Origin of the sequence: Bacillus sp. JJ1127 (assembly GCF_036965845.1) — a bacterium.
Lineage (GTDB): Bacteria > Bacillota > Bacilli > Bacillales > Bacillaceae_G > Bacillus_A.
Map to the genome: position 1 here is coordinate 10,292 of NZ_JBALQK010000038.1, position 5,773 is coordinate 16,064.

Here is a 5,773-nt window from a genome sequence, read left to right on the forward strand (position 1 = left end):
TGCATAGCAGGGATTTAAATGTCGAAAAATGAAAATGGATGTATATACATATCAATTCTCTTATTCATATTGTATATTAATAAGGTTCTTTATATATTTATAAGGAACTTTTTTATGTTATTTACTATAAAGAGATTGTATATTCCGATAATGTTAGCTAAAATCGATAATAAAAACAAAGGGGAAGGGAGAAAGAATGATTCGGATTGAATATGATCGATTAGTAGCTATTTTTTACAGTATCGGGGTATTACTATTAATAAAAATGCCAAATGATCATGAATTGATTGGGGAAAAATTATTTCACGCGTATGGGATTCCAGTAGATACATATATTTATATGGGCTATAAAGTTTCGAATATATGGATTTATTCTTTTGTATTACAAGTAATCTCTTTTCTATTTCTTATGAAATGGTTAGAAAAGAAGGATTCTAACTGGTTGAAAAAGTTAAATAAAATAAAAGTAGCGTGTATAAGTGTTCTCATTATAACAATGCCATTTACTTTAAATAAAACGCTTCAAATTCTTGATAAAACATGGTACTACGCAGGCAAAAAAGGACTAGAAGCAATTGAATACAAAAAAGAGGATAGTCAATGTACGATGAAGAAAAAGGGAGATAATTTTGAACAAAATTGCGTCGTCACTTTAAAAAATTATCACAATCAGTCACAAGCAGTACAGCTTGTTTTATATCAAGGTACAAATCAGAATTTGCAGAGCTATCAAGTACCGAAGCCTATCTATTTACAGCGACATGAAACAAAGCAATTTGAATTTCAAATTCCGATTGCTTCAGGTGAAAACATAGTGAAAAATAAAGCACCAAATATTAAATTACAGTCATTAAATGAAAATGATAAGACATATAATTAGCTTGTAATAGCGAGGTTATTATTAAGAGAAATCATTTGAAATAAAAAAGTAAACTTTAGTCATCCAAAATGTTACGGAGAATTCGGGCATAAATTGGATGATTTTTTAATTGTCATTTTAGTAATAATAAGAAATAGTGAAAAAAATTCTAACGGGTTTGAGCATCATAAACATATGTAAGGTAATTAAATAGGGGAATGTTTTTTAAAGAAAAGTAGATATTTAATAATAAGATAAAAATTCCCGTTACAAACTCTCCATATTTTGTTATGATAGTGTTACGAAAACGTTTGCATAAATTTTATAAAGAGTGCAAAAGGAGAGAATTATTATGAATAAAACATGGTGGAAAGAAGCTGTCGCTTATCAAATTTATCCACGCAGCTTTATGGATTCCAATGGTGATGGTATTGGAGATTTACAAGGTATTATTGCAAAGCTTGATTATTTAAAGGATTTAGGTATAGATGTAATTTGGATTTGTCCAATGTATAAATCACCTAATGATGATAATGGTTATGATATTAGCAATTATCAAGATATTATGGATGAATTTGGTACAATGGCTGATTTTGATGAACTATTAGATGAAGTGCATAAGCGTGGTATGAAGCTAATTATTGATTTAGTTATTAATCATACGAGTGATGAACATCCTTGGTTTATTGAATCGCGTTCGTCTAAAGATAATCCAAAACGTGATTGGTATATTTGGCGTGATGGTAAAAATGGAAAAGAGCCAAATAACTGGGAAAGTATTTTTAACGGTTCTGCTTGGGAATATGATGAAATGACAGATCAATATTTCCTACATTTATTCTCACGTAAACAACCGGATTTAAACTGGGAGAATACAGAGGTTCGTGAAGCTTTATATGATACAGTGAATTGGTGGCTAGATAAAGGAATTGATGGCTTCCGTGTTGATGCAATTAGTCATATCAAAAAGGAAGATGGATTAAAAGACATGCCAAATCCAGAGGGCTTAACCTATGTACCTTCTTTCGATAAACATATGAATGTGAATGGTATTCAGCCATTATTAGAAGAGTTAAAAGATAACACATTTTCTAAATACGATATTATGACTGTTGGGGAAGCCAATGGTGTCAAAATTGAAGATGCTGATCTTTGGGTTGGAGAAGAGAATGGTAAATTCAATATGGTGTTTCAGTTTGAACATTTAAGTTTATGGGATGCAGAAAAGAAAAAAGAACTTGATGTTGTAGAACTGAAAAAGGTGTTAACAAAGTGGCAAAAAGGATTAGAGAATAAGGGATGGAATGCGCTGTATATTGAGAATCATGATAAACCACGTATTGTTTCTACGTGGGGAGATGATCAACAGTATTGGCGTGAAAGTGCAACGGCTTTAGGAGCAATGTATTTCTTTATGCAAGGAACACCGTTTATTTATCAAGGGCAAGAAATCGGTATGACAAATGTTCAGTTTCCAAATATTGAAGATTATGATGACGTAGCAATTAAGAACTTATATCGTCAAAAAATTGCAGAAGGGGTATCACATCAAGAGATGATGGAAATTATCTGGGCATCTTGCCGTGATAATTCACGTACACCGATGCAATGGAGTAATGAAGAAAATGCTGGTTTTACAACAGGTACGCCGTGGTTTGGAATGAATCCAAATTATAAAGAAATTAATGTTCAAAAGCAGCAAGAAGAAGCAGATTCTATTTTAAATTTCTATAAGAAAATGATCGCGCTGAAAAAAGAGAATGATGTATTTACTTATGGTACGTATGATTTACTTTTAGAAGATGATCCACAAATTTATGCGTATACACGTACGTTACACGATGAAAAAGTGATTGTTATTAGCAATATCTCGAACGAGAAAGCTGTGTACAATGAGAGTGTATTCGCACTAGAATGCAAACGTTTGCTTTTAAATAACTATGAAGTATTAGAACATGAAACAAATAATACAATCACGTTGAAACCTTATGAAACAAGGGTTTATCGTATTTCATAAAAAAGGGATGCTCTCGTAGCATCTTTTTTTTATGAAAAAATCTAAATTTTTATTGCAATGTGAAAACGCTTTTATTAAAATAGATTTATGAAAACGTTTGCGCTATAAAAAGAAAGGAATCGTTTTCATAAGAGGAGTAGCAATTATAATCTATATCCATTAGGGATGCTATAAATAAGAGGGAGGAAGAAAGAGATGAAAATTACGTCTTTTGATTTTTGGCAAAAGTTCGGGAAAGCATTGCTAGTTGTTGTAGCAGTTATGCCAGCAGCTGGTTTAATGATTTCAATTGGTAAACTAATCGGTATGTCTGCTGGGGATATAAATGCAGTACATACCATTGCTAGAGTAATGGAAGACATCGGTTGGGCAATTATTACAAATCTACATATTTTATTTGCAGTAGCAATCGGGGGATCTTGGGCGAAGGATCGTGCAGGCGGTGCATTTGCAGCACTATTGGCATTCATTTTAACAAACCGAATTACAGGAGCTATATTTGGTGTAAACGCTGCAATGTTAGCGGATTCAAAAGCAAAAGTTTCTTCATTATTAGCGGGTGATTTAGTTGTTAAAGATTATTTCACTTCAGTACTTGGTGCACCAGCACTGAACATGGGAGTTTTCGTAGGGATTATTACAGGGTTCTTAGGAGCTACTTTATATAACAAATACTATAATTATAATAAATTACCACAGGCATTAGCGTTCTTTAACGGAAAACGATTTGTACCATTTGTTGTAATTGTATGGTCTACAGTTACTGCGATTGCTTTATCACTTTTATGGCCATTTATCCAAAGCGGATTAAATGAATTCGGTCGTTGGATTGCAGCATCAAAAGATAGTGCGCCAGTTGTTGCGCCGTTCGTATATGGGACATTAGAGCGTTTATTATTACCATTTGGATTACATCATATGTTAACGATTCCGATGAACTACACGGAGCTTGGCGGAACATATACGATGTTAACTGGAGCAAAAGTTGGTCAGGTTGTTGCAGGACAAGATCCATTATGGCTTGCATGGATTACTGATTTAAATAACCTGTTAGCAAAAGGGGATACAAAAGCATATCACGATTTATTAAATAATGTTGTGCCAGCTCGTTTCAAAGCTGGACAAGTTATCGGTTCAACTGCATCATTAATTGGTATTGCATTTGCGATGTTCCGTAATGTTGATAAAGATAAACGTGCAAAATATAAACCAATGTTCTTATCTGCAGCATTAGCAGTATTTTTAACAGGTGTAACGGAACCAATTGAATTTATGTTCATGTTCATTGCACCAGTATTATATGTTGTATATGCAGTTATAACAGGACTTGGATTTGCGTTAGCGGATTTGATTCACTTACGTGTTCATGCTTTTGGTTTTATTGAGTTACTTACACGTACACCAATGATGATTAATGCAGGATTAACAAGAGACTTAATTAACTTTGTCGTTGTATCAGTGATATTCTTTGGTTTAAACTTTACAGTATTTAATTTCTTAATTAAAAAATTCAATTTACCAACACCAGGTCGTGCTGGTAACTATATTGATAATGAAGATGAATCTTCAGAAGGAACAGCGAATGTAAAAGAAGGTTCTTTAGCAACAAAAGTTATTGATCTGTTAGGCGGAAAAGATAATATTGCTGATGTCGATGCTTGTATGACACGTCTGCGTGTAACGGTAAAAGATTTAGATATTGTTGCACCAGAAGCACAGTGGAAGCAAAATGGAGCTTTAGGTTTGATTGTAAAAGATAAAGGTGTTCAAGCGGTATATGGTCCGAAAGCAGATGTATTAAAATCAGACATTCAAGATATGTTAGGTGCATAAGTAATGAAATTACTAACTTTAAATTGCCACTCTTGGCAAGAAGAGAATCAATTAGAAAAAATAAAATATCTTGCTAAGGTCATTCAAGAAGAGGATTATGATGTCATTGCATTGCAAGAGGTCAGTCAGTCTATACAAGCTCAAAGTATATGTGAGAACAAGAAAGAAGATAACTTTGGTCTTGTATTACTTGCAGAACTTGAAGCGCTAAATGTAAGAGGTTACGATATCGTTTGGGATTTCGCACATATTGGCTATGATATATATGAGGAAGGATTAGCAATTATAACGAAGCATCCAATTGTCAAACAGAATTCTTTCTTTGTATCAGAAAGTAAGGATACATCTTATTGGAAAACACGTAAAATTGTTAGTGCAACAATCTCTTATAAAGATAAGAATATAACATTTTATTCTTGTCACCTCGGTTGGTGGAATGATGAAGAAGAAACATTTCAAGGACAAGTAGATTGTTTAATGAAGCATGTGGATGGAAATGAACTTTCTTTCTTAATGGGAGATTTTAATAACAATGCTCGTTTGCAAGGAGAAGGGTATGATTATCTCATGCAAAAAGGTCTCTATGACACATACAAATTAGCCATGAAGAAAGATGAAGGAACAACCGTGCAAGGAGAAATTGCTGGTTGGGATGAAAATAAGCAAAACTTACGAATTGACCTTATTTTAAGTAACAAGCCAAAAACAGTTACTTCTTCAAAAGTCATTTTCAATGGTATAAATCGAAATGTTGTTTCAGATCATTTTGGAGTAGAAGTTCAATTGGATATATAATATAGAAGAAATCCTCATAGCGATTTAAGAGCTGTGAGGATTTTTTCTATAAATACAAGTATTTCCAAGAGAAAATACTTGTATTTATTATGACATTTCCTGTATATTTGTTATCATTGAATGTAAAACCGATTTGGTCATTTTGTATGCATACTTTTTTTACTTCGTTATATAATGAAGTAAGTAAAAGATTTAATTGGAAAAATAGTACATTTTCGTTTAATCCACGATGTAGAAAATGATATAATGGCAAAATGCATGTATCATTT

Annotated in this window: 5 protein-coding genes; 4 read left to right on the top strand and 1 reads right to left on the bottom strand. The window is 32.6% G+C overall.

Annotated elements, in window-relative coordinates; genetic code table 11:
- Nucleotides 1-196 precede the first annotated feature (196 nt).
- The 4 genes from V7183_RS04870 to V7183_RS04885 all read left to right on the top strand — a co-directional run bounded on the left by V7183_RS04870 (nucleotide 197) and on the right by V7183_RS04885 (nucleotide 5,504).
- Nucleotides 197-880, top strand: coding sequence for an ABC transporter permease (locus V7183_RS04870; protein WP_335358873.1), 684 nt, complete (start codon nucleotides 197-199; stop codon nucleotides 878-880).
- Between the two features lie 331 nt (nucleotides 881-1,211).
- Nucleotides 1,212-2,876 (top strand): glycoside hydrolase family 13 protein, encoded by a 1,665-nt coding sequence (locus V7183_RS04875; protein ID WP_335358874.1) that lies wholly within the window; start codon nucleotides 1,212-1,214, stop codon nucleotides 2,874-2,876.
- A gap of 195 nt (nucleotides 2,877-3,071) precedes the next feature.
- Nucleotides 3,072-4,709, top strand: a complete 1,638-nt coding sequence (locus V7183_RS04880) for a PTS transporter subunit IIBC (protein ID WP_097898689.1) — start codon at nucleotides 3,072-3,074, stop codon at nucleotides 4,707-4,709.
- Nucleotides 4,710-4,712: 3 nt separating this feature from the next.
- Complete coding sequence (locus tag V7183_RS04885; RefSeq protein ID WP_335358875.1) at nucleotides 4,713-5,504, top strand: endonuclease/exonuclease/phosphatase family protein; 792 nt, start codon at nucleotides 4,713-4,715, stop codon at nucleotides 5,502-5,504.
- 46 nt (nucleotides 5,505-5,550) lie between these two features.
- Here V7183_RS04885 and V7183_RS04890 read toward each other — a convergent pair.
- On the bottom strand, nucleotides 5,551-5,773 hold a 223-nt coding region (locus V7183_RS04890), incomplete at its 5' end, for a hypothetical protein (RefSeq protein WP_335358876.1).